Annotated in this window: 27 protein-coding genes and 2 tRNA genes; 19 read left to right on the top strand and 10 right to left on the bottom strand. The window is 58.8% G+C overall.

All coding sequences use genetic code 11. From position 1 onward, the window contains the following. Positions 1 to 3 precede the first annotated feature (3 nt). On the top strand, positions 4 to 621 hold the full coding sequence (locus tag EP237_RS05860) for a hypothetical protein (RefSeq protein WP_127559073.1): 618 nt from the start codon (positions 4 to 6) through the stop codon (positions 619 to 621). Further along, positions 621 to 974 carry an HNH endonuclease gene (locus EP237_RS05855; protein WP_127559071.1) on the top strand — a complete coding sequence of 118 codons (354 nt, stop codon included), beginning with the start codon at positions 621 to 623 and terminating at the stop codon, positions 972 to 974. The genes EP237_RS05860 and EP237_RS05855 overlap by 1 nt, the downstream gene beginning before the upstream one ends. A 23-nt stretch (positions 975 to 997) precedes the next feature. Here the strand turns inward: EP237_RS05855 and EP237_RS05850 are convergent, their stop codons facing one another. Beyond that, the gene (locus EP237_RS05850; RefSeq protein WP_127559069.1) at positions 998 to 1,474 is read right to left on the bottom strand and encodes a hypothetical protein; all 477 of its coding nucleotides are present in this window, start codon (positions 1,472 to 1,474) and stop codon (positions 998 to 1,000) included. A 167-nt stretch (positions 1,475 to 1,641) separates the two neighbouring features. On the opposite strand from EP237_RS05850, the gene EP237_RS05845 reads away from it, so the two are divergent. The 5 genes from EP237_RS05845 to EP237_RS05825 are packed head-to-tail and all read left to right on the top strand — an operon-like array spanning position 1,642 to position 3,481. Then, positions 1,642 to 1,935 (top strand): head-tail connector protein, encoded by a 294-nt coding sequence (locus tag EP237_RS05845; RefSeq protein WP_127559067.1) that lies wholly within the window; start codon positions 1,642 to 1,644, stop codon positions 1,933 to 1,935. Further along, positions 1,925 to 2,347 carry an HK97-gp10 family putative phage morphogenesis protein gene (locus tag EP237_RS05840; RefSeq protein WP_127559065.1) on the top strand — a complete coding sequence of 141 codons (423 nt, stop codon included), beginning with the start codon at positions 1,925 to 1,927 and terminating at the stop codon, positions 2,345 to 2,347. The genes EP237_RS05845 and EP237_RS05840 overlap by 11 nt, the downstream gene beginning before the upstream one ends. Continuing rightward, positions 2,344 to 2,763: a DUF3168 domain-containing protein gene (locus EP237_RS05835; protein ID WP_127559063.1), complete on the top strand. Its 420-nt coding sequence runs from the start codon at positions 2,344 to 2,346 to the stop codon at positions 2,761 to 2,763. Before EP237_RS05840 ends, EP237_RS05835 begins: the two co-directional genes overlap by 4 nt. Further along, complete coding sequence (locus EP237_RS05830; RefSeq protein ID WP_127559061.1) at positions 2,760 to 3,092, top strand: phage head completion protein; 333 nt, start codon at positions 2,760 to 2,762, stop codon at positions 3,090 to 3,092. Before EP237_RS05835 ends, EP237_RS05830 begins: the two co-directional genes overlap by 4 nt. Next, positions 3,089 to 3,481 carry a P27 family phage terminase small subunit gene (locus tag EP237_RS05825; RefSeq protein ID WP_127559059.1) on the top strand — a complete coding sequence of 131 codons (393 nt, stop codon included), beginning with the start codon at positions 3,089 to 3,091 and terminating at the stop codon, positions 3,479 to 3,481. The genes EP237_RS05830 and EP237_RS05825 overlap by 4 nt, the downstream gene beginning before the upstream one ends. A 20-nt stretch (positions 3,482 to 3,501) precedes the next feature. Here the strand turns inward: EP237_RS05825 and EP237_RS23065 are convergent, their stop codons facing one another. Next, complete coding sequence (locus tag EP237_RS23065) at positions 3,502 to 3,879, bottom strand: hypothetical protein (RefSeq protein WP_164744629.1); 378 nt, start codon at positions 3,877 to 3,879, stop codon at positions 3,502 to 3,504. An 81-nt stretch (positions 3,880 to 3,960) separates the two neighbouring features. Between EP237_RS23065 and EP237_RS05815 the strand changes: the two genes are divergently transcribed. The 5 genes from EP237_RS05815 (at position 3,961) to EP237_RS05795 (ending at position 10,373) form a co-directional block, all read left to right on the top strand. Further along, entirely contained in the window at positions 3,961 to 5,601 is a 1,641-nt protein-coding gene (locus tag EP237_RS05815; RefSeq protein ID WP_127559055.1) for a terminase large subunit, read from the top strand. Between the two features lie 9 nt (positions 5,602 to 5,610). After that, positions 5,611 to 8,109 (top strand): phage tail tape measure protein, encoded by a 2,499-nt coding sequence (locus EP237_RS05810; protein WP_127559053.1) that lies wholly within the window; start codon positions 5,611 to 5,613, stop codon positions 8,107 to 8,109. Between the two features lie 665 nt (positions 8,110 to 8,774). Next, positions 8,775 to 9,236, top strand: coding sequence for a hypothetical protein (locus EP237_RS05805; protein WP_127559051.1), 462 nt, complete (start codon positions 8,775 to 8,777; stop codon positions 9,234 to 9,236). Between the two features lie 66 nt (positions 9,237 to 9,302). After that, entirely contained in the window at positions 9,303 to 9,929 is a 627-nt protein-coding gene (locus EP237_RS05800; RefSeq protein ID WP_127559049.1) for a hypothetical protein, read from the top strand. Between the two features lie 252 nt (positions 9,930 to 10,181). After that, on the top strand, positions 10,182 to 10,373 hold the full coding sequence (locus EP237_RS05795) for a hypothetical protein (protein ID WP_127559047.1): 192 nt from the start codon (positions 10,182 to 10,184) through the stop codon (positions 10,371 to 10,373). A gap of 7 nt (positions 10,374 to 10,380) precedes the next feature. Here the strand turns inward: EP237_RS05795 and EP237_RS05790 are convergent, their stop codons facing one another. Beyond that, positions 10,381 to 10,878 (bottom strand): hypothetical protein, encoded by a 498-nt coding sequence (locus EP237_RS05790; protein ID WP_127559045.1) that lies wholly within the window; start codon positions 10,876 to 10,878, stop codon positions 10,381 to 10,383. 146 nt (positions 10,879 to 11,024) lie between these two features. Here EP237_RS05790 and EP237_RS05785 point away from each other — a divergent pair, with 146 nt between their 5' ends. Both EP237_RS05785 and EP237_RS05780 read left to right on the top strand, forming a co-directional pair. After that, positions 11,025 to 11,315 carry a hypothetical protein gene (locus EP237_RS05785; RefSeq protein WP_127559043.1) on the top strand — a complete coding sequence of 97 codons (291 nt, stop codon included), beginning with the start codon at positions 11,025 to 11,027 and terminating at the stop codon, positions 11,313 to 11,315. Between the two features lie 174 nt (positions 11,316 to 11,489). Next, on the top strand, positions 11,490 to 12,269 hold the full coding sequence (locus EP237_RS05780) for an abortive infection family protein (protein WP_127559041.1): 780 nt from the start codon (positions 11,490 to 11,492) through the stop codon (positions 12,267 to 12,269). Between the two features lie 12 nt (positions 12,270 to 12,281). Here EP237_RS05780 and EP237_RS05775 read toward each other — a convergent pair whose 3' ends face one another. Further along, positions 12,282 to 12,746, bottom strand: coding sequence for a hypothetical protein (locus tag EP237_RS05775; RefSeq protein ID WP_127559039.1), 465 nt, complete (start codon positions 12,744 to 12,746; stop codon positions 12,282 to 12,284). Positions 12,747 to 13,113: 367 nt separating this feature from the next. Between EP237_RS05775 and EP237_RS05770 the strand changes: the two genes are divergently transcribed. From EP237_RS05770 to EP237_RS05755, 4 genes are all read left to right on the top strand, one after another. Then, positions 13,114 to 14,076: a pirin family protein gene (locus tag EP237_RS05770; RefSeq protein WP_127559037.1), complete on the top strand. Its 963-nt coding sequence runs from the start codon at positions 13,114 to 13,116 to the stop codon at positions 14,074 to 14,076. An 85-nt stretch (positions 14,077 to 14,161) separates the two neighbouring features. Beyond that, on the top strand, positions 14,162 to 15,163 hold the full coding sequence (locus EP237_RS05765) for a DMT family transporter (RefSeq protein ID WP_240661530.1): 1,002 nt from the start codon (positions 14,162 to 14,164) through the stop codon (positions 15,161 to 15,163). 134 nt (positions 15,164 to 15,297) lie between these two features. Further along, positions 15,298 to 15,374, top strand: a tRNA-Asp gene (locus tag EP237_RS05760). Between the two features lie 34 nt (positions 15,375 to 15,408). Further along, a tRNA-Asp gene (locus EP237_RS05755) sits at positions 15,409 to 15,485 on the top strand. A 192-nt stretch (positions 15,486 to 15,677) separates the two neighbouring features. Here EP237_RS05755 and mmsB read toward each other — a convergent pair. From mmsB to EP237_RS05725, 6 genes are all read right to left on the bottom strand, one after another. Then, positions 15,678 to 16,553, bottom strand: a complete 876-nt coding sequence (gene mmsB, locus EP237_RS05750; RefSeq protein WP_127559035.1) for a 3-hydroxyisobutyrate dehydrogenase — start codon at positions 16,551 to 16,553, stop codon at positions 15,678 to 15,680. A 12-nt stretch (positions 16,554 to 16,565) separates the two neighbouring features. Then, positions 16,566 to 17,600: an enoyl-CoA hydratase/isomerase family protein gene (locus EP237_RS05745; RefSeq protein WP_127559033.1), complete on the bottom strand. Its 1,035-nt coding sequence runs from the start codon at positions 17,598 to 17,600 to the stop codon at positions 16,566 to 16,568. Continuing rightward, entirely contained in the window at positions 17,600 to 18,745 is a 1,146-nt protein-coding gene (locus tag EP237_RS05740) for an acyl-CoA dehydrogenase family protein (protein WP_127559031.1), read from the bottom strand. The genes EP237_RS05745 and EP237_RS05740 overlap by 1 nt, the downstream gene beginning before the upstream one ends. Next, entirely contained in the window at positions 18,742 to 18,981 is a 240-nt protein-coding gene (locus EP237_RS05735; protein WP_127559029.1) for a hypothetical protein, read from the bottom strand. Before EP237_RS05735 ends, EP237_RS05740 begins: the two co-directional genes overlap by 4 nt. A gap of 84 nt (positions 18,982 to 19,065) precedes the next feature. Then, complete coding sequence (locus EP237_RS05730; protein WP_127559027.1) at positions 19,066 to 20,199, bottom strand: carboxylate-amine ligase; 1,134 nt, start codon at positions 20,197 to 20,199, stop codon at positions 19,066 to 19,068. 105 nt (positions 20,200 to 20,304) lie between these two features. Continuing rightward, positions 20,305 to 20,634, bottom strand: coding sequence for a cupredoxin domain-containing protein (locus EP237_RS05725; protein WP_127559025.1), 330 nt, complete (start codon positions 20,632 to 20,634; stop codon positions 20,305 to 20,307). A 162-nt stretch (positions 20,635 to 20,796) separates the two neighbouring features. Here EP237_RS05725 and EP237_RS05720 point away from each other — a divergent pair, with 162 nt between their 5' ends. Further along, positions 20,797 to 20,979, top strand: coding sequence for a hypothetical protein (locus tag EP237_RS05720; protein WP_127559023.1), 183 nt, complete (start codon positions 20,797 to 20,799; stop codon positions 20,977 to 20,979). The last annotated feature ends 132 nt before the right edge of the window (positions 20,980 to 21,111 follow it).

The following is a 21,111-nucleotide window of genomic DNA, read 5'->3' as shown; positions in this document are numbered from 1 at the left end:
CCGATGACAACGCGGCTCGCAAATGACGTGATCACGCTGACCCACGGTGGCAACACCGTGCGCTTGCGCCCGTCTTTGCGGGCCGCGACCCATCTTGAGCGCCTTCATGATGGATTCGAAGCCCTGTTCAACAGGGTTGATGCTTTTGACACCTCGACCATTCGCGAGATCATTTGGGTATCAGCAACTGACCGGGAAGATGCAGACGCCTATCTGAGCGCGGTAACCAACGCGCCACTACGCACCCTGCATGCAACCCGAAACCAGATCATCACGCTTTGCACCAGCCTGATCCCTACAGCACCAGATCAGGAACAGAGCAAACCGGAAGGCAAGCCCATGCCTTGGGCCGAAGTGTATGCGCGGCTCTACAAGATTGCGACGGGTTGGCTTGGCTGGACACCCAACACTGCATGGGCCGCAACGCCAGATGAAATCGCCCATGCATTCGACGGCCTGACAGAAAAGCTTAGGGCCATCCACGGCAGTGCAGATGAAGACGAGGCCAACACCGGCCCGGATGAGGAACAGCGCGCCGCAAATGAAGCGGCTGGCCTTGATCCTGATTTTGACAGGGACGGCCTTCACAAACTCAAAGCACAACTTGCAGGGGGAAGGTAATGCCGCGTCCCCCTCATGTCTGCCAGTGCGGGAATACCGTCGCACATGACCAGCGCTGCGCATGCCAGATCAAGGCAACCCGTGACCGCAACCAGCGCCATGATCGCAACCGACCCAATGCGCGGCAACGCGGCTACACGCGTGAATGGGAACGTGAAAGCAAACTCTTCCTTGCTTACAACCCGGTCTGCGCAACGCCGCGTTGTGGTGCCATCGCCGATCTTGTCGATCACATCATCCCCCACAAAGGCGACAAAGATCTGTTTTGGGACAGAAGCAACTGGCAACCCCTTTGCACCCATTGCCACAACAGTGTGAAGCAACGTCAAGAGCGTTCCGGCGAATGCATTTAGCGCTTTATCACAGTATATCTATATTAGAGACGGATTGGAGGAGATTTTTGAAAGATGAAGTGATGAGTGCTGTTTGTCTGGCACGCCTTATTATATGGGTTTCCAGTAACAAAGCTAATCAACCGATCACGGTTTTTGCAAACGGGGCAAATGAAGTGAGGCGGCTGTCCATTTCTCATGTCGTCCCTAAGTTTATAAAGAACGTCCCCCAATGGAGTTTCAAAGAGCTCGTATCTCGCGATCTCTTTCTCAAATTCGTCCTGGCGTTGCAATTCGCGGCTCAACTCCTTGAGCGCATCGCTAAGTTGAACGTTCATCATGTTCGCAGTTGTAAGCTCAATTGCGAGAGAATTAAGAAGAGCCGTTGCTTGCTCGCTATCCGGCGCTTTTCCATCGTCAAAGAGCCCTTTGATGGTGGCAATGGTCGATGCCGCCTTATTTGTAACTCCTGCAGCACTAGATGCCAGCCCAAGCACTTCTGTCAATTGGGTAATATCCATTCAGTCTATCTCCAAAGGGAACAACTCGAAGCCATTGCTACCTTCTGCGGACATCAACGCGCAAGTGGAATGGGAGTGGTCTCGAACTTTGCGTCCACCATGCGGACCGGCGGGGGGACAACCGCACAAGATAGCTCGAAAATAACATTTCTAGGATGTTCGAAATGATGACACCCCTTACCCTTCTGAAATCTCAGCTCAACCTAGATCACGATCTGGATGACGCCCTATTGTCGCACAAGTTGGCCGTCGCTGAAGAGTGGGTTGGCAATTTTGTCGGCACCGCTTTCGCTGATCATGATCCTGTTCCGGTATCCCTGACTGAAGCCGCGCTGCAGCTTGCGGCATATTGGTATGGCCAGCGCGAAGCCGTGAGTGACGTGCGCATGTTGCCGATCCCTTATGGCGTGATCGACCTGTTGCGCCCTTACCGTGAGAGTGTGACCGGCCATGACGCGTAAGTATGTTCACGGCTCCGAAAAGCTGGACCTGCGCCTGAGCGCTATCCCGGCTGAGGTTTTAGCCGAGCTGCGCCCCGCCTTGGTGAAGGGTGCCAATGAGGTTGCCGACAACATGCGCGCCTTGGTTCCGGTGAAGGAAGGCAAACTGCACGATTCCATCGAAGTCACCGGCCCCGGCGAAACGACACCACCCTATGCCGCCGGTGGTGGCAGTGTAACGGCCAAGCCCAATCAGGCGCTGGTGACGGTTGGCAATGAAGACGTGCGCACCGGTCATTTGCAGGAGTTCGGCACCGTCCACCATGACGCGCAACCCTTCATGCGGCCCGGTTTCCGTATCGCAAAGCCGCGTGTCTTCAGGCGTATCCAGAGGGCAATCAGCAAAGCCATCAAGAATGCAGGAACACAATGATTGAACCTAGCGTAGCCCTGCAAACCGCAATCCGCGCCAAGCTGATCGCTGATCCGGCTGTTACTGCCCTTGTGGCCCCTGATCATATCCGCGCCGGTAGCACCCGGCCCGATAGGACGCCCTGTGTGATCCTTGTCGGTGGTCAAACGCAATACCTGGGCCGCGCATCCGGTTCGCAGCTCTGCGCTCGGGTATTCTTTGATTTGCATATCTGGGCGCTGGAAGACGGGCCAGACACCGCCAAGGCCATCGGCCATGCTGCTGCACTGGCACTGATCAACTTGGACGATGCAGCCGGAATCGAGATCGACACATTCGATATGCCGCGCACGATCTGGCTCCGCGACCCGCAACCCGAACTGGCTTACACGCACGGCATCATGGATCTGGAAGCCGTTGTGAGGTGGAGGATATGACCATGATCAGGGCAGGCAAGTTGACCGAACATCTTACATTCGAACGGCGCGAAGAGCTGGTGCAAGCGTCTGGCGCGGTAGAGGTGCTTTGGATAGTCCAAGGGAACTTGCGCGCTGAGCTGGTGCAAGAAACCGCAGACGCCTTCCTTGGCACTGTGGATCGCACCGATGACCGCAAGGTGTTCCGCATCTGGGCCGTGGATTGGATTACGACCGACATGCGGCTGATCCATGCCGGCAGCACCTATAGGATTGCCCGGATCGTGCGGCTGGACCGACTTGGCCTTGAGCTGCATTGCGTGAACAGCATGGATGAGGTGGCGGTGTGAGCATCCACAATCGCGGCATCAAGCCGAAGCCTGCAAAATCCACCGACGCCCTGACAAAAGCGCCGCCGGTGCCTGACTATTTCAGCCCCTATGCCAAGGAGGAATGGAAGCGGATTATGCCCCGGCTGATCAAGGACCGGATCATCACCAAGGCCGATCTGGCAGGGCTGGAAAATTACTGCGTCATGATCGGCACCGTGAAGGAAATCGAGACCAACCGGACGCTGAATAGCAGGGACATAGATCCCAAGCTGTTCGGAGTGCAGAACCGCGCGGCACAGACTGCACGGCAGCTTGCGGCTGAATACGGCCTTTCCCCAACAAGTCGTGCGCGTATCGGATCGAATGCAACCGATGATGACGACGACAATCCGTTGGCAGTGAGATGATGGAAAACGTTCCCTTTTTTCTACTCAAAAGTGATGTCAATGCAGAACTCGAAGGACATTCGGGAAATGCTATCCTCAAGCGCTTGGAGGTTAGTTCCGTTGGTGATCGGAGTCTGAGTTTCAAGCAGCGCGATCGAATAAACGAGAGTTCTCCCAGTGATGGAATTCGCGTCCCGCCCGGCGAGAAGTTCATCAAATGTGTATCGGTAGGTTTCTGGAAACATAACCGGTGCATCTACCAAAGTCCGGCTGAAGTCAGCCAAATTGCTACACAACAAAACCTGACGTTCGAACAGTTCTTGCAGCGTATCCGCCGAGTTTGGGGTCTCTGTAATAACTTGGGAGTTGGCCGGGTGGGCAATCAGAAGAACCGTGGCTACCACGCGAAGAAAACGCATAAGGATCCAACCTATCAACAAGTTGACATTCCTACTGACATTCGCGCAACCAACGCCGCAAGTAAATGTCTGGTTTGATCTTTGCTTGACCAGCCCCCATCGAATCGAAGCGAGCAAACCCAATATCCGGATTGGGTCTTCGACGAGTCCGACATTCCGGACCCGCTAGGCTATGGGCAACGGGCCGTTACCTTCCTGAAACGATTGCGCCACCCGAACAGTTCTGCCCCCGGCCATGCATTCCAGCTTGCGCCATGGCAAGAACGTATCGTGCGCGCCATCTATGGGCCGCGCCATGCCGATGGTCGCAGGATTGTGCAGACGGTGTTCCTCTTGGTGCCACGCGGCAACCGCAAGACCAGCTTGGCCGCTGCGCTTGCCCTCTTGCACACCATCGGCCCCGAGCGTGAGGCTGCTGGACAGGTGCTGTTCGCCGCTGCTGATCGGGAACAGGCCGGAATCGGTTTTCGGGAAGCGGCGAACATCATCCGCGAAGACAAGCGGTTGGTGGCGGCAACACGCATCTATGACGCCTTCAACAGTGCTAAGCAAATTGTCATGCTGGACGGCAAGACGACGCTACGCGCGATATCGTCAGACGGTGGTGCAGCACATGGCCTCACCCCGGCCTTTACCCTGATTGATGAAATTCATGTCTGGAAAGGCCGTGATCTTTGGGAAGCGTTGAAATCCGGCGCGGCCAAGATCGACGATAGCCTGACCGTCATCGCTACCACCGCCGGACGTGGTTCTGAAACGGTGGCGGCAGAGCAATTTGCCTATGCGCGTGATGTTGCATCCGGAAAGATTGTGAACCCGGCCTATCTGCCGATCTTGTTTCAGGCGAATCCCGATGACGACTGGCAAGATGAGAAAATCTGGCACAAGGCCAACCCCGGCCTTGCGCATGGCTTCCCGTCACTGAAAGGGCTGCGCACACTTGCGAATGAGGCCGAACACAGGCCAGCCGATAAGTCCGCATTCTTGCAATTCAATCTGAATGTCTGGCAGGCCAACAGCCGTGATCCGCTCTTTGAAATGGCCACCTATGACCGGCGAGCATTCGACATAGACTTTGCCGATCTTGAGGATCTGTCCTGTTACCTGGGCGTGGATATGTCGATCAGCGGAGACCTTACTGCCGTTGTGGCGGCGTGGAGACATGATGATGATCAGATCACGATTCATCCATGGGTTTTTGTTCCGGGCGAAGACCTGAAGGGCCGCTCAGAGCGTGACGGCGTTCCTTATCAGCGATGGGCCGATGAAGGTTTGATCACGATCTGTCCCGGCCCGATCATCGACCACGGCACGGTGGAAGACCAGATCAGGGAACTGTGTGCGACGTATCAGGTGCAGGAAATCGCTTTCGATCCGCATTTGGCACGGGCGACGATGCAGCGCCTTTTTGATGACGGCCTGCCTACCGTGGAATTTCGGCAGACGCCGCTCAATATGGGCGTTGCCGCCGGTGATTTGGAGCGCACCGTGAACGGCGAACTTATCAGGCATTCCGGTCATGCAGCCTTGCGTCAACATTTCGACAGCGTTGTTGCGTCCCGCAATGACACGTCCGGCCTGATCAGGATGCACAAAGGCAAAAGGACAGACCGGATCGACGCTGCAATTGCCGCTGCAATGGCCGTGAACCGCGCCTGCGCAGCCAAGACCAACCTGAGCAAATACAACGATCCAGAAGCCGAAGGGCTGTTCATTTTTTGAGGTAGAGACATGTCCAATCTTCCCGGCCTTGTGGTCGATATCGAAGGCCGCGTTGACAAGCTTGAAAAGGCGCTTGCCAAAGCCAACCGTGCGCAACGGCGTGGTGCGGACCAGATGGAAAGGCGCGCAAGTCAGTCTGCACGCCGCATGGGGCGAACCTATGACCGTGCTGGACAGGGGATGGCCGCGAGCCTCACCCGGTGGGGCCGAACCGCAGGGGCTGGCCTTGTCGCTGGACTGGCGGCGGCAGGGGTATCCGGTGCCGTTCGACAGATCGACCAGATTGCCAGCTCTATCGCAGAGATCGGCACCGAAGCTGAGCGTGCAGGCCTGAGTGTCGAGACGTTTCAGGAATGGAGCTTTGTCGCGGAACAGAACCGGATCAGCATCGACGCGCTGGTAGACTCGTTCAAGGAATTGCAGCTCAGGGGTGATGAATTCGTCCATACGGGCCGTGGTAGCGCCGCAGAGGCGTTCACCCGGCTTGGGTTCAGTGCCGATGATCTAGCCGCGCGCCTGGACGATCCTAGCGAGTTGATGCTTGAGATTATCGACAGGCTGGAAGGATTTGATCGTGCTGGACAAATTCGGATTGCAGATGAGTTGTTTGGCGGCACCGGCGGTGAACAGTTTGTGCAGATGTTGGATGAAGGCGAGGCAGGCATTCGTGCCACAATTGGCCGCGCGCATGAGCTTGGATTGGTATTGGATGAATCCATCATCGACCGGGCTGCTGAGATCGAACGACGCTTCAATGAAATCAGAGCTACTACGCGCACTTGGTTGCAGGGATTCGTGGTGGGCCTTGTGGACGCGGGCGTAGAGCTGGTCGATTTTCGCGCCAGACTAGACGAGTTGTTCCCGAACGAGGAACAGGGCCGCGCTGTTCTTGGCGATGACCTTTACGACGGGTTGGCAGGTAATCGAGATCTGATTGAGGATCAGGCCGAAGAGGTTGCTCAGTTGAGGGGCCAGTATCTCGGGCTTGCCGAAGATGCCGAGCGGACAGCCGCTTCATTGGAATTCGCATCAAATCTCGCCCGGTCGTATGGGTATGACGAAGCTGGTGCAGCGCTTTCTACCGCCGCTGGTAACTTGCGCCGTTTGGCAGGTGAGTTCCGGGCAGGGGAGATCGACGCGGACAGTTTCACATCGCAACTTGGCGAAGCACAGACCGCCGCAAATGATGCATTCGCCGCGATGGATGAATCTGATCGCGTGGATTTCTCGAATGTGATCTCGGAGGTTGGACGGCTTGGCACCGCGTTGATCAGCGCTATTGGATTGGCTGATAGCTTACGCACTGCAATCGCAAATGCGGCAGCTGAGTCTGTCCCGGCTGGTCCGACACCTATTCAGGTATTCCGTGATGCAGATGCGGAATCTATGCGCAACTGGGAGGCCGCACAGGACGCGCAGCGGGAATTCAATGAAGGCGAAGCCGCGCGCAACGCCATGAGCAACGAAGAGTTGCGCATTCAGCGAGAGATCTTGGCCGTGCGCGAACGTGCAGCTGAGACCGGTGCCACCCTGACCGAAAGACAGGCACGCGATGCAGCCGTTGAGGCTATCGCGGCGGCAGATGCACGAAATGCCCCGGCTGAGCCTCTCGAAACAGGCGGTGGCGGCAGGGGATCCGATGACGACTACGCCGAACTTGCAAACTCTATCCGCGAACAGGTGCGCGAACTGGAAGCGGAACGGCTGGCATTCATCGCAGCATCGGCGGCAGGTGGCGACTTCCAACAGGCTCTTGAGCTGGCCCGGACCAAAGCCGAGTTACTGCATGCCGCCTTGCAGTCTGGTCGCGCTGATACCCCGGCCCTACGCGCTGAGATCGACGCCCTGGCACGGTCCTATGTTGGTGCCGCAGGTGCCATGTCGCAGGCCGAAGATCGGATGAATAGGATTCAGGAAGCCCGTGACCAGATCGCGAATGCTGGCGAAAGTGCATTCACCGGCTTGATTACCGGCGCGATGAGTTTTCGCGAGGCACTTGGTCAGCTGTTGAGTGAAATGGCGCGGATTGCAGCAAGCCGACTGTTTCAGAACCTGTTCACGGGCGGGCTATTTGGCGGTGGTGGCGGCTTTCTGAGCGGGTTATTCGGTTTCTCAGAAGGTGGTTTCACCGGATATGGCCGTAAATTCGAACCGGCTGGCATCGTCCACAAGGGTGAATATGTCATGCCTGCGCAAGCGGTGCGTAGCATCGGCGTAGGCAACCTAGAGGCACTGCACCACTTGGCCTTGCGCGGTTACGCGGACGGTGGCCTTGTTGGTCACACACCGGCCTTGAGGCAGTTGAAACCCGTGACTTCATCCGGTGGCAATTCGATCAGCATCAATGCGCCCGTGACCGTGAACGGATCAGCTGGAACGCCAGAGCAGAACGCCGATCTAGCGAAACAGATATCGCGCCAGATGGAAGAGTCGATGCGCAGCACCGTGGCTCAGGAGTTGTTTCGGCAGATGCGCCCTGGCAACATGCTCAACCCCGGTAGGGGGTAGTCTAGGTCTAGGTCCGATTCCGGACTCACTGAGCGTCCCCCTGAGCGCCGGAAGGCTCTTTCGGCACCATGTGTCCGGAAACCGGCACAAGGCCGCTCAGGGACTCTCTCAGCGCCTCTCAGATGACGCAGCGGCTATCCGGGGCGGAACCTGATCTGTCGGCCTTCGAATGCGGCCGCGAAGCGGCCCTTCTCTGGGCCGGAGGATCATTTTCAGGTTTCGTGTATGCCTCGCTCTCAACCGGAAGAGGTTTCGGGTATGCCTGACTTCTGAGCCGGAACCTTCCCCGGTAGAGATGATAACAATCGTTGAGCGCGCGCCAGCGCGCTCAGCAAGGCCCCGCAGGGGCCGCGCAAGCGAGGGGCGAAGCCCCGAGGTATCGTCGTTTCGCCGAGGAGTGTCCCTTCTGCCATTTTCTGGAATTTTTCGTCTTTTTATAGAATTGTTAGTAATAGACATACAGTTCTATACGGCAGAAAATGGCAGAAGGGACACTCCAGAGTGATTTGCCCGTGAAATAAAAAATGTATTCCCATGTTGGTCGTGAACGTTATTTCCATATTTGCATTTAATCTGTGAACGTGAATATTGATTTAACGTTGAAAATTATTTGGGCAGCCTTATTGAATTCACCCAATTCGAATGCTACTATATGACGAGTAGATATGGAGAACACTTTGGACAATCATCAATCCTTTCGCCTTCCCAAAGAGCGCGTGATCAAGCTCGACGAACTCCGCGAGGCCCTTGGCGGTGCGACAATGTCCGCTACCATCGGGACATTGCTGGCTAGCGCACGGGAACAGGGCCTCATTGGTCATGGTCTTCCCGGCGTGGAGATCAATCGTCTCTCGGATGGGGTGGCCATTCGTTTCGATGGCGGCCCCACCCACGGCATGAGTTTTCAGGCCGCAATGGCGTTGGCTTCGTCGATCAAGGACATCCTTTCCGGGGCTGAGATCGGCGCACTCGTGAACCTCGATCACAACTTTACAGCGAAGCGGCGTGGTTCCGGTTTCCGCGTAATCCTCCACGGTGATGCAGAGGAATCCGTGAAAACATGGTCGCCGGATATTGCGCTTGAATTTGCCGAGCTTCTGGAACGGTCGGTTGAAAGTTCCGAGTAGGCAAAAGAACGGCCCGGTGCTGCAACACCGGGCCTGACCATCTGTGAGCAAAACAGACTTACTTACATGACTGATAATATAGAGCTTCTTAGCATTAGTGAAACGGAATTTTCGTCGCAGGATGAAAAAAGCGAGTGCATGCGCCGCATGCGCCACCTCGTTGCCAAGGCCATTGAAGAGTTGAAACCCGCTAGGGCTGAGAATGCGCGCGCAGGATTCACCGCGCAGGCTTATGACGCAATTGATGCACACCGGTCAGGACCAGGGCGAGAACAGCGGAATGCAGATGAGCGCATGCGCTACCGGAAGAAAGCAGAAGCCGAAGGCCGCAAGGTCCGAGTGTATCGAAAGGATCGCACTGAAGAAGAGCGGAAGCGTCGCAAGGCTCAGACCAACAAGGAACGCTATGAACGGCAGAAGGCCGCACGGGCCAAGGATCGGGCCGAAGTCGAGCAATTGCTAGCTGATCTCGAAATAGAGCCTTGTGCTGAACCTGAGATCAGTGTCGAAGATTTGGTTTTCTTTGGCCTTCAGCCAAGCTCCGGACCTGCTACCACTGACGCTCAAGCAAGGCGTGATTATGAGAGCGACAAGCGGTGGCGATCTCGCCAACGTAAGAAGGGTGTTCCGGAAATGGAGATCGAAGAACAATTGGCTGAACGCAAGAGTAAGCGGCTATTGTCGCGGCAATGAGGTTCATCTTAATACTCGTTCGCGTAAGTCAATTAACCGATTCCATCTCTTTGGGATTCGTGGTAATAGCTCCCTGCGAATGGGTATTTCGCGTCCACCCTCTGCGCCACCAGAATAGTAAGTCATTGCTGATCGCGCAGAGGGTGCTTCAATTTCCCAGTCTGAGTAAGCAATTACTTATCGAAGATAACTATTGCGCAGTGATTATTTTTGATTCATGCATTGGGAATTCAGATCTAACGGAGAGCAAACATGCCCGATCACTACATCCCGAATGAAGCATACGACCGCCTCGTTGACGAGCTGTTGCACTTGAAACCTACCTTGGACCCGCGCGGCCAGATCGTGGAGGTGCTTGGCGAATTCGGTGAGATCTGGCCCGAGTCGTGTCGCGAGGCTATCGAGGCCGATGAGGCTGCATACAGGGCGCGGTTGGTTCGCTGAAAATGCCTCAGTCGTCACCTAATTCTAGCTGTTCTTCCTCATTGGAAAGCCCATCGCTGCCCTCGGATGGAAGGTTTTCTTCGATCTCGCGAGTAAACGATGGATATCCTACCTCAGAGGAGGCACCATAACCCCCGTATCCCCCGGAAAAACTTATCGACACGCCCGCCCCCCATGGCAGCGCCTCAGATACAAGCGTAGCGGCTTCCTCGTCTGACAGCGCGGGTGGAGAGGTCGGGTTTTGAAGGACGCGGGTTGCCCAGTGTCGCAGCTCAGCACTTGTTTCACCGAGAACGACGGGTTCAGCAAGCACTCCAATTGCGATCTGAGTCATTGTAGCGGCTGTCGCTCTCTCGCTCGCCGCGATGTTTGCAGCGGCAGCCCGCTCGCTTGCTGACGTGTTCCAGCTCCAAATTGCATAGGCAACCAACACGGGAACGAGCACCTTGCCTAGACCTTCGAAGACAATAGCAGCCTTGTCCCAACAGTCCTTCGTTTCAGCCATGTGGTTCCTCTCTACCTGTGACGAGCAAAAATCCTATGGAATCCTACGTAAATCCTATTTCGGAATTGCTATAAGGAAGGTGGGTCTGGTCAGTGTTTGGCGACGGTGACCAGACCCGAACATCACACCTAACCAAAGGAAATGACATGACCAAGTATACACCGACGCCAGATGAAGCCAAGGCACCAACCAGAAGCCGCCGCCTGAGCCGTAAGCAATTCGACGGATACCTTCACAAGCTCTACGGATGCCCCGGTAACAATGACGTTACCCCACACTATGTCTTCGGTGGCGATGAAGAAGATGATTTCTACGTGGAAGTATTCTTGAACGCCCCGGATGGCGGCACGATGATTGCCGTCCACCATGGCCCCAGGCAGGATCATGTTGACGTTTTCAGTGTGGATGATGATGAACGAGGTGAGATTGCTGCCTAACGCAATAAATACACTAGTCTGATCAACCGCCGGGTAATTCCGGCGGTTGTTGCGTCAGGAGACCGGGTGCGCTAACACCCATCATGGTTTTCAATTTTTAGACAATCATCTAAGGGATTCGGCGCTTTAATCATTTGGCCGAGTCCCCGTAATAACAGGCAACTAGTGTGGCTCATGAACGGATTCCTGACGGACCCCGAAATACCAGATGATCCTCTTGAGGTAGCGATTCAGCTTCGCAACACGATTGTGCAGCTTACTACAGAGGGCGGTTCACCCTACATCTACAATGAGTGCAGGGCGCGCTTGATGGAAGATCCTACAATCCGGTCCCTTCTGCCTGACTACATTCGCTATTCAAATGATGCCGATTCCCTACGGACGGCCCTGTCGGCAATTGCCAGCGGGGCAGGATCTTGGGCAAGGCGGCGTGGGTATGTCCAAGAGACTTTCAAACCGGTTTTGTCATTCTTGGAGACCGGGGGAGGTGCGGCCGACCTCGCAATTACCGATGCTCTTGAAGAGTATGACGGGCCAGCCGTTCAGGCGGCATGGAGTAAGGCCCTTGAGCGACGGCACACCGATCCAGAAGCGGCGATAACCGCAGCGCGGACCTTGCTGGAAGAGGTCTGCAAGCACGTGATTGAGGATTCAAAAAAAGATTGGGATGAAAAGTGGGATTTGCCGAAGCTATATATGGAAGCGGCACAAACCCTCAACCTTGCCCCCTCTCAACACAATGAGGTGGTTTTCAAAACCATCCTCGGAAACTGTCAGAGCGTGGTGCAGAGTCTCGGCACATTGCGCAACAAGCTCTCGGATGCCCATGCTGGTGGGAGGCGTCGTGTGAGACCGCAAGCTCGTCATGCCGCGTTAGCAGTCAACTTGGCTGGATCAATGGCACTTTTCTTAGTCGAGACCTCGAAGGCCATGGCAGAGGAAAAGCACGGCTGACACCGCCACTCATTACTTGGTGATACGATCTTCTAGGGGGACCAGAAATCGCGTCCATTCGGATCGTGGGATTACATAAGCTGGGGCACGGAGCGGCATGGATAGTTGCATACCGCTCCGTTCTGCCATCGCGCTGGCAGCGGCCATAGCAACATAGGTATGATTGCCATCAACGATTTCCGACAAGCCTTCATGGTAATCCTCACAAACCAAAATCGGTTTGGGGTCATTCTTAAATGTGAAGTTGCGGATATGAGCTTGATCGACACGTCCGGATTTTAGAATATCCTCAACCTTGCTCAGTTCTATATCGACACTCACAAGCTCTAAGGCACTTTCCGCCCATTTCCTCAATGGCTCAACGGCCAACCATTCTTCTTGGCCATCATCGCCGGTAAACGTGAAAACCTCAGTCTTGTCGTAGCGGGGTTTCTTGGCCGCCACCCTTTCGGCTCTTCTGCGCTGTTGTCGGGTCATGTGCTCTGATTTCCTGTTGTGGTGGCGGCGGGTTCTTACGTCAGGATGCCGGGTGCACTATCCACCAGATACTATCAAGTCCGATCCAATTGACGCAACGTCACTCGGTCCAGAATGGAGGCGGTTACATGGTTACAAATCGCCGAGTAAAGCATTGATAATATTGATATCAAGTAGAATTCGAGCCTCTCACGACCCACCATCCCCCTCATGATAACCAGCAGGAAGATCCGCATGGTCGCCGTGTCATCTTTGGCATCTTGGTAACCTGCGCTAGGGCACAGACGCTGTTCGGCGCTCGGTGTTTCCTGATATCCCACAAGTCCTACATTCAGCTCAATGACCCCCTATCCAGGAGACGAAGGACATGAGCTGGAACCCCGCCCTTGACCCGCATTGCCCGTTGGGTGACGGGGTCGATGCCATCGAGACATTGATCATTCCCCGCGCCCGCGACCTCGGCGGATTTGAAGTGCGGCGGGCACTGCCAGCCCCCAAACGGCAGATGGTCGGCCCCTTCATCTTCTTCGACCAGATGGGCCCGGCCGAGATGCTGCCCACGCAGGGGCTCGACGTGCGCCCGCATCCGCATATCGGACTTGCGACGATTTCCTACCTCTACCGGGGCCGGATGCACCACCGCGACAGCCTGGGCACCGATGGCTGGATCGAACCGGGCGACGTCAACCTGATGGTGGCGGGGCAGGGGATTACCCATTCCGAACGCACCGATGACGAGACCCAGACCCTGCCCATGCCCTTCTTCGGCATCCAGACATGGATCGCTCTGCCCGAGGATCAGGAAGAGCGTGCGCCGGAGTTCCATCACGCGGGCAAGGCCGATCTGCCGCTGCTGGAGGCGGAGGGCAAGGAACTGCGCCTGATCCTGGGCTCCGCCTATGGCGAAACCGCGCCGGTGCCGGTCCCTTCCGAGATGTTCTATGCCGATGCGGTGTTGCAGGCCGGGGCGGTTCTGCCCTTGCCCGATGATCATGAGGACAGGGGCGTTTACGTCGCCGAGGGCTCGGTCACGCTTGCGGGCGAAAGCCATGGCGCGGGCGAGATGATGGTCTTCCGCCCCGGTGACCGTCTGGCGCTGACGGCGGGCCCTGCGGGCGCGCGGCTGGTACTGCTTGGCGGCGCCACGCTCAATGGTCCGCGTCATATCTGGTGGAATTTTGTGTCTTCCAGCAAGGAGCGGATCCTGGAGGCCAAGGAAGCCTGGCGCGCGGCCGATTGGCAATCGGGGCCGTTCCACCTGCCCCCCGGCGATGATGCGGAGTTCATCCCCGCGCCGGATCGGGGGCCGCTTTGGGGGAAAAACGACTAAGGCCGCAAAGGGTTCTCATGGCAGGGGTTTCGCGTTAGGGCTGGTGCGAGCGTGACGGAATTCTTCGCCGCCCGCGCCCGACCCAATGAAAGCAGACGAGATGCCCGGCCCTCCGCGCCCGACCGAGGAGACTCCGCCGCTTGCGATCCTCCTGATCCTGGCTGGCATGGTCTTCATCACCGTGAACGATTCCCTGATCAAGGCGCTTGGCGGGGATTACCCGCTGCACCAGATGGTTTTCGTGCGCTCGGCCATCGGGATCGTCTTTTCGCTGGTGATCCTGCAATTCGAGGGCGGTTTCCGCGAATTGCGCACCGCGACGCCGGGGCTGCACCTCTTGCGCGGGCTCTTCGTGGTGATCTCGAACATGCTCTATTTCGCGGCGCTGGCGGTGATGCCGCTGGCGGATGCGGTGGCGACCTTTTTCGTGGCACCGCTGATCATCACGCTGCTGTCGGTCGTGGTTCTGGGGGAAAAGGTCGGCGTGCACAGGATCACGGCGATCATCGTGGGCTTTGCGGGCGTGCTGGTCATGACCCGCCCCGGCATGGCAGGCGAAGACGCCCCGGAGCGCTGGACGCTTCTGCTGCCGGTGCTTGCGGCCACGGCCTATGCGGCGATGCAGGTCATGACGCGAAAACTGGGGGTCTATTCCAAGGCCTCGGCGCTGGCCGTCTATATCCAGGGCGTGTTCCTTGTGGTCAGCATCGGCTTCTACCTGGTGGCAGGCGATGGTCGGTTTGCAGAAGGGGTGGAGGCGGAAAGCCTTGTCTTCCTGTTCCGGGCCTGGGTCTGGCCCACGCCGGGCGACTGGCCGCTCTTCATCCTGCTTGGCTGCATGTCCGGTGCGATCGGTTACCTGCTGTCGGCGGCCTACAAGATGGGCAACGCCGCGACGATTTCCTCGTTTGAATATACGGCACTGCCGCTGGCCATCGCCTCGGGCTGGCTGGTGTTCGGCGAGGTGCCGGACCTTTGGGTTCTGGCGGGCACCGTGTTGATCGCGGGGGCCGGGATCCATGTTTTCATGCGCGAAAGACAGCGCCGCAGTCCGGTCGCCCCGCGCCGTCCGCTGAGGCGTGGATAAGCCCGCGCGGGGTGGCTGCGAAAAAAGTCGCCCGACAGGGATTTATGCGCAAAACCGCGCTTGACGGGGGGGCGCGGGGCACATAGAACCCGCTTCACGCCACGGGGATCAACGCCCCAAGGCGGCAGCAGCGGGCGGTTGTAGCTCAGTTGGTTAGAGTACCGGCCTGTCACGCCGGGGGTCGCGGGTTCGAGCCCCGTCAACCGCGCCACCGCTGCCACATTCGGGCAAAACGCCCACTCTGCGCGGTTGTAGCTCAGTTGGTTAGAGTACCGGCCTGTCACGCCGGGGGTCGCGGGTTCGAGCCCCGTCAACCGCGCCACTTTCCTTACAGTTGGATATTGTTGCCCTGACGGGCGGTGGCTGCGTGCCTCCTCAAACCCCCGCTTGCGCGGGGGCCTTCGTCGGCCCGCTGTCCGCTGAAGCGGACGGTTGCGCGGGCGGAGAGCGTAGTGGGGCAACGCCTGATCCGATCGTTTGGACCGGGGTCACCCCTTTGCCGATATGCGTGCGATCAACTCTCGCGATGACGCTTTTCGAACCGCGGCAGCATGGCGGAGAAATCCATGCCCTTGCCGTCCTCGCGTTCCACGAACTGTTCATAAAGCGCGGCTGCGGCCTGCCCCATGGGCGTGTCGGCATCGGCGGCCTCGGCTGCGGCTTGGGACAGGCGCAGGTCCTTCAGCATCAGTTCCGCCGCGAATCCGGGCTTGTAGTCGTTGTCGGCGGGGCTTTGCGGGCCGACGCCGGGCGCCGGGCAATAGGCGTTCATGGTCCAGCTGTAACCCGAGGAGGTGCTGACCACGTCGAACATCTTGTCGCGCGCCAGCCCCAGCTTGTCGGCCAGCGCGAAGGCCTCGCAGGTGGCGATCATGGTCACGCCCAGGATCATGTTGTTGCAGATCTTAGCCGCCTGACCGTTGCCCGCAGGCCCGCAATGCACGGCCTTCTGGCCCATGATGTCGAAGAGCGGCTTGGCCGTTGCGAAGGCCGCGTCGCTGCCGCCCACCATGAAGGTCAGCGTGCCTGCCGCAGCCCCGCCGACGCCGCCTGACACAGGCGCGTCGAGAAAGCCCAGACCCGCCGCTTCGCACTGGTCTGCCACGTCGCGGGCGGCGTCCACCTCGACGGTGGAGCAGTCAAGCAGCACCGCGCCCTTGGCCATGGAAGGGATCACCTCGGCGGCCACGGATTTCAGGATTGCGCCATTGGGCAGCATGGTGATGACCACGTCCTGGCCTGCGGCGGCCTCGGCCGCGCTTGCTGCCATGGTGACGCCCTCTGGCGCGGGGGCGGCGAGGTCGAAGCCCGTCACCTCATGGCCCGCCGCCAAAAGGTTGGAGGCCATGGGGGTGCCCATATTGCCAAGGCCGATGAAACCGATCTTCATTATGTCTCTCCTTCAGAGGGTCAGAGCATCCGCCCCAAGGGGCCGGAACATGGCCGAAACCTCGGCGGGCGGAACCGCGCCCGGCCCGGCATGGCGCCACCTAGGCGCGTTGTCCTTGTCGATGATGAGGGCGCGGATGCCTTCGAGGAAATCGCCTTTTTCCATGGACCGCGCGGTAAAGCGGTATTCCAAGTCGAGCGCGCCTTCGATCGTGTCCTTCATGCGGCTGCGATGGATGAGCTCCACCGCACAAGCCATTGAAATGGGGGAATTTCCATCCATAGCCTTCAGGGCGCCCCGGGCGAAGTCGCTGTCGGTCACCTGCAGGAGGTTGACGATGTCGCGCAGGGTTTCGCCACCAAAAAGCCGATCAATATCAGCTTGTTGCGATGCGATCTTCGAGTCAGGGGCGGGCAGGGCGCTGCGATCCACGGCGTCCCAGTCTCCGGTTTCGACCAGCGTGTCGATCAGCGCGGCCCAGTGGTCGCGCGGCATGTAGTAATCGGCAAAGCCCGCATGGATCGCGTCGCCCGGCCCCATCCGGGCGGAGGTGACGCCGAGATATTCGCCCAAGCGCCCCGGCGCGCGGGCGAGGATCAGCGAGCCGCCCACATCGGGGACCAGCCCCACCCTGGTTTCGGGCATGGCAATGCGGCTGTCGTCGCAGACGATGCGGTGTGAGCCATGGCAGCCAACGCCGACGCCACCGCCCATGACGAAGCCATGCAGGAAGGTGACGACGGGCTTGGGGAAATTGAACAGCGCCGCGTTCATGCGGTATTCGTCCTGCCAGAAACGGCGGCCATAGCTGTAATCACCGGCGCTGCCGGTCGCATACATCTCGGCCAAGTCGCCGCCCGCACAGAAGGCTTTCTCGCAGGGCAGCCCGTCGATGATCAGGAGTTTCACGACCGGGTCATCTGCCCACGCAATCAGCGCCTTCTCGATCTCCAGGCACATGTCCCAGGTCAGTGCGTTCAGCGCCTTGGGGCGATTCAGCGTGATCCGGCCCGCGCGGCCCTCGATGCGGCAGGTGATGTCTGACATTAACCGCGCTCCGCAAGCATTTGACGGGAAACGATAAGCCTCATGATCTCGTTCGTGCCTTCCAGGATCTGGTGTACCCGCAGGTCGCGGACGATCTTCTCGATCCCGTAATCGGCGAGGTAGCCATAGCCGCCATGAAGTTGCAGGCAGGTATTGGCCACGTCGAAGCTGGCATCGGTCACATACATCTTGGCCATGGCGCAGAACTTGGTGGCGTCATGGGACTTGTGGTCCAGCTTCCACGCCGCCTGGCGCAGGAAGGTGCGGGCGGATTGCAGTTTGACCTCCATTTCGGCCAGCTTGAATTGCAGCGCCTGGAAACTGTCGATGGTCCGCCCGAAGGCCTTGCGCTCGCCCATATAGGCCAGCGTCAGGTCGAGCGCCTTCTGCGCACCGCCAAGGGCGCTTGCGGCAATGTTCAATCGCCCGCCATCAAGCCCGGCCATGGCATAGACAAACCCCTTGCCTTCCTCGCCAATGAGGTTGCCCGCCGGCACCTTGCAATCGTCGAACTGCACCTGCGCCGTGGGTTGGGCGAGCCAGCCCATCTTGCGTTCCAGCGCCCCGAAGGAGAGCCCCTCGGCCCCGTCCTCGACCACTACGGTGGAGATGCCCTTGGGCCCGTCCTCGCCGGTGCGGACCATGGTCACGTAGGCATCGGAATACGAGCCGCCGGAGATGAAGGCCTTGGTGCCATTGAGCACATAGCCCTCATTGGTCCGTTCCGCCCGCGTGCGCAGGGCGGCGGCGTCCGATCCCGATCCCGGTTCCGTCAGGCAGTAGGAAAACACCTTCTCCATCGTGCAGAGGTCGGGCAGCCATTTCGCCTTGGTCTCGTCCGAGCCGAACTTGTCGATCATGCCGCCGCACATGTTGTGGATCGACAGGAAACTGCCGACGGCGGGGCAGGACATGGCGAGCGCCTCGAAGACCAAAGTCGCATCCAGCCGCGACAGGCCCGAACCGCCGTATTCCTCGGACACGTAAAGCCCGCCAAAGCCAAGCTCAGCAATCTTGGGCCAGAGGTCTTTCGGGATGGTGCCCGCCGCTTCCCATTCCATCGCGAAGGGGGCGATATGTTCCTCGCCAAAGGCTTTCGCCATGTCGAAGATCATCACCTGTTCGTCGGTCAGTTCGAAATTCATGCGTTCATCCACCTCAGGACTTCGATAATCAGGACCCAGAGGATCATCCAGGCCAGTGCCGCCCCGATGGGCAGCAGTCGCAACCAGAAATACTGTCGCCAGGCTCTCAGACCGAAGGGGTCTTTCAGTGTCTTCCAGTCCCGCAGCGCCTGCCGGTAGCCGGGGTTGCGCCGCACGGTGATATAGGCGGTGCCTATACCGACCACGAAGGTGGAGATGACAACGAAGAGACCCAAGGGCAAGTGGCGGCAATCCTCCCAGAATTGAACACTTGTTTAATTACCAAATCTTGCAAGAGTTTTGCAAGGAGGTGCGCGGCGTCACAAATCCGCGTGAAATTCCTCGATCAGGTGGCGCACCACGTCGCGCATGGCCTCGTCCTGGGGCTTTCCGGCCTCCAGTGACGCCGCCAGAACCGCGCGCTGCCGGTCAGAGGAGGTGCCGCGCGCGACCATGTCGCGGGCGCGGTCCAACTCGGCGGTGCAGCCAAGATAGGCGGCATCCTCTGCCGTCAGCTCGATGATGTCCTCGACCAGCTGCGCCATCGGCAGAATCTCCCGCTTGCCGAAATCAATCAGCCCCTCGGAGGTGCCATAACGCTGCGCGCGCCAGCGGTTTTCCTCGATCAGGAAAGCATCATAGAGCCGCCAGCGTTGGTTCAGGCCGCGCAGGCGGAAGAGCATGCGGGACAGGCTCTGGATCATCGCGGCCAGGGTCAGCGTGTCTTCCAGTCGCGGGTTCACGTCGCAGATGCGGGTTTCAAGCGTCGGAAAGCGCGCAGAGGGGCGCAGATCCCACCAGATCTTGGAACTGTCCTCGATGATCCCAAGATCGACCAGCACATCGACGGTGCGTTCGTAATCGGCAAAGGACGGGAAGGAGGGCGGCAGCCCGGTGCGCGGCAGGTTGTCGAAGACGGTCAGCCGGTAGGAGGCCAGCTTGGTGTCGCGCCCCTGCCAGAAGGGCGAGGAGGCCGACAGCGCCAAGAGATGCGGCAGGAAATAGGACAGCTGCCCCATCAGGTCATTGCGCAGATCGTCGGTGCCAAGCCCCACATGCACATGCATCCCGCAGATCAGCATCCGGTTCACCACGCCCCCCAGATCGCGGGCCAGCGCATTGTAACGGTCCTTGTCGGTGTGGTGCTGGTTCTTCCAATCGGCGAAGGGGTGGCAGGACACCGCAATCGGGGCGAGCCCATAGGCATCCGCAACGCGGGACACGGTGGACCGCAGCCGCTTCAGATCCTCCCGCGCCTCGGAGATATCGGCACAGACACGGGTGCCGATCTCGATCTGGCATTGCAGGAATTCCGGGCTGACCTGTCCTTCCAGTTCGCTGACGCAGGCCTCCATCAGCTCTTTCGGGGCCTCAACCAGATCGCAACTGGTCTGATCGACCAAAAGGTATTCTTCCTCGATCCCGAGAGAGAAGGGGGGCTCTTTGCGTGCCATGATGTCCTCCACCGTTTGCATCAGCAAAACCCGAGACCGGCCATTTGCCAAGAAAAAAGCCCCGGCGCGGGGTCGGGGCTTTCGGTCGCGGCAGAAGAACCGGGGTCAGGCGACGGTGATCGTTCCGGTCATGCTGGGGTGGAACGCGCATTTGAACGGGAAGGTGCCGGCGGCGGTCAGCGTGATTTCCCCTGTTTGCCCCCGGTTCAGGCGACCGGTGTCAAAGCTGCCATCGTCGGCAGTCAGCGTGTGGGGGGCGCCGTCATTATTGGTGACGGTGATCGTATCTCCGACGGCGGCCGTCAGTTCGGCGGGCGAAAAGGCAAAGCCTTCGATCGTGACCGCGTGGGCGGCGGCCTGCGACCGGCCCGCGATCAGCGCGAAAGGGGTGGCGAGAAGCGCGGCGAGCGTCGTGCGGCGGGTGAGGGTGGTCATCGGTAATCTCCTGTTGCGAATGCAGGCAGCGTCGCAGGCCGCGACGGCCAAAGCAACCTTTGGTTGAAGGAAAGACGGGGCTTAGAAAAAAGTTTTGAACCGGGGGCGGGGGTGGGACGACAGACAGGCATACTCCTTGGAAAGACCAGTCAGGACGGACCCATGATCAAAGCCCTTGCCATCGCCCTCAGCCTCACTGCCCTTCTTGCTGGCGCCGTTCAGGCCGATCAGGTCACCGGCCGCAGCACCGGCCTGATGGCCCAGATCGACGGATTTGCCTCGGAAGGTGGCCTCGGCACCACCCGCGGCGGCGGTGACGGTGGTCGTGGAACCACGACCCGCTGAACCACCCCCCCTCATTTCAGCACGTTTCGGCCCGCCTGGTTTCAGGCGGGTCTTTTCGTTGACAGGGCGCGTTCGGCAAGCAATCCTGAAATCCATTCAAACGGTTCGATTTCAAGCCAAAGCCAGGAGCAT

This window comes from Nioella ostreopsis (genome assembly GCF_004000255.1).
GTDB classification, from domain to species: domain Bacteria; phylum Pseudomonadota; class Alphaproteobacteria; order Rhodobacterales; family Rhodobacteraceae; genus Nioella; species Nioella ostreopsis.
Note: the sequence above shows the minus strand (reverse complement) of the source record. Positions and strands in the feature narration are given on the sequence as shown.